The sequence below is a fragment of the Emticicia sp. BO119 genome, assembly GCF_013912375.1.
Taxonomy (GTDB): domain Bacteria; phylum Bacteroidota; class Bacteroidia; order Cytophagales; family Spirosomataceae; genus Emticicia.
On record NZ_JACETV010000023.1, the window covers coordinates 1 to 1,975 of the forward strand.

Annotated in this window: 2 protein-coding genes and 2 rRNA genes; 2 read left to right on the top strand and 2 right to left on the bottom strand. The window is 35.1% G+C overall.

The features are described 5' to 3' along the window. Both H1R81_RS27220 and rrf read left to right on the top strand, forming a co-directional pair. A 23S ribosomal RNA gene (locus tag H1R81_RS27220) occupies positions 1–138 on the top strand; the annotation flags it as partial. A 100-nt stretch (positions 139–238) separates the two neighbouring features. After that, a 5S ribosomal RNA gene (rrf, locus tag H1R81_RS27225) occupies positions 239–350 on the top strand. A gap of 113 nt (positions 351–463) precedes the next feature. Here rrf and H1R81_RS27230 read toward each other — a convergent pair. Beyond that, complete coding sequence (locus H1R81_RS27230) at positions 464–1,111, bottom strand: hypothetical protein (protein WP_181843915.1); 648 nt, start codon at positions 1,109–1,111, stop codon at positions 464–466. Positions 1,112–1,290: 179 nt separating this feature from the next. Then, positions 1,291–1,608: a hypothetical protein gene (locus H1R81_RS27235; protein ID WP_181843916.1), complete on the bottom strand. Its 318-nt coding sequence runs from the start codon at positions 1,606–1,608 to the stop codon at positions 1,291–1,293. Positions 1,609–1,975 lie beyond the last annotated feature (367 nt).

The window sequence follows — 1,975 nt, forward strand, 5'->3', positions numbered from 1 at the left end:
AAAGCATCTAAGTGTGAAACCCTCCTCAAGATGAGTCTTCCATTGAGATTCGTCATAGACGATGACGTTGATAGGCTACAGGTCTAAAAGTGGTAACACCCAGCCGAGTAGTACTAATGAATCAAGGGCTCCTATTTTTTTACATCTCTTTTGTTCTCTCTCCATTTAAGTCATAACATAACTTAAGATATAAAAATATTAGTTGATAAGTCCGAAAGGACAGTCCAACGACAGCCTTCATGGCGTCCATTGGGCGGGTGTTCACCTCTTCCCATCTCGAACAGAGCAGTTAAGCCCCGCACCGCTGATGGTACTGAGTTCATCCTCGGGAGAGTAAGTAGATGCCAGGATTTTATTACAAAAGCTCCAAATAGCAATATTTGGAGCTTTTTTTGTGACTGAAATTTGAGAAAATATTATCCGACTAAGCTAAAATTAGGATCAATCCTAAAATTACTCATGCCTATATCAAAATATAGTAATGTTGCTGATGATATGGCAACTGCGTCCAGTTAATATTGTAATCATAGTTAACTACGAATCCTGGTCGTCCATTAGCCACAGCCAATACACCATTCCAATTGAGTTGGGTTCCGGCTGTAACTAGTCTACCTTGATGAATAGAGAATGGCGCATAGCCAATGTTCAGATTTATTGGGGCATTCCGGTAACTCATATCGTTACTAACAAACAAAATAATTCCTCTTTGGCAAAGAGGGAAAGTCGCTTCAAAAAACTCAATTCTTTTAACATCCTTCCAGAAATCGTAACAGCCAATGTTTTGAGCTCCATGCTGTCCTAAAAGGATATTTACATTTTGTCCAAATACAAAGTGAGGCAAAGGTTGAGCCATTGTTTTGTATTTTATTTCAATGGGATAAAATTGGTTTTCTTTTTCAAGGACGATGTCAATATAGATATTGTTTGCGTCTGTCCATAGATATGGTGGCACCAAGGCCCTTGGAACGTGATATTCAATAAATACATTGTCATACAACCCTGTTTGTAAGAAATAGTTGGCGAGATATAATTGGATGTCCTGCTCTCTAATAAAATAAGTATGTCTCGTAGATAGAGCTGTTGTTAACTGATTTAAAATTACTTGTCTCATAGGGTAATAATGGTTAATTATATTAGTTCTTTCTCATAAGTTTACAGAAGCTCTTCTAAGATTTTTTTAGCCTATAAATTAATGTGTAGACACTAACTTTTTATTTTATTCTATTCTTCCGGAATACTATTATCCGTTATAATCTCTTAAACGATTTGAAAAATCGTTATACACGAAAATCAAGTAGTTGGATATTCATCAATCCCCAAAGTAGTTAATTTAGGATTAATAGTTTTTGGGCAGATAATTACCTGAAAGAATTTGGTCTTCATGGCATCAAAATCGCAGACAAATTTGTTCTTTATCTTCAAAGTTCGATAGACAGCTGTATAATTTACTTTCTTCTGCTCCCAGCCATTAATGGCGAGATTCGCCTGTACGCATTCAATCGCTCTTTTTAAGTTGGAGAAGTAAACCGTAAAGGGTTCCCTCTTCCGCACATCATTCAATGAACCGATATAATGAATTGTTACTTCGTAGATAATTGCCTGCCGCATGAAATACTGATTTTTAAGCCTTATTAATTACTCTTAGCAGAGTCGATTTTTAAATTTATTCAATAAAATGGTTTTTGTGAAAAATTATCAGATAATTTTTCTGATCTACAATATCAACATATACTTCGCGTTATTTAATAGTATTTCATTTAGTTATAGAGAAAAAGCCCGAACATATCGATTTGTTAGGCTTTTTCTTTTTTAGGTGGAATCTCGTCAGTTAAGACCTCTTAGAAGAAATTTAGGATCAAACCTAAAAGTTGTGGGGTGATAAAATAATTTAGACCTTTGCATTTTACTAATTGAACAGATGCAAGAGAGTTACGGAGAACTATTAAAGTTATTACTTCCCACAATCATAGTTGAG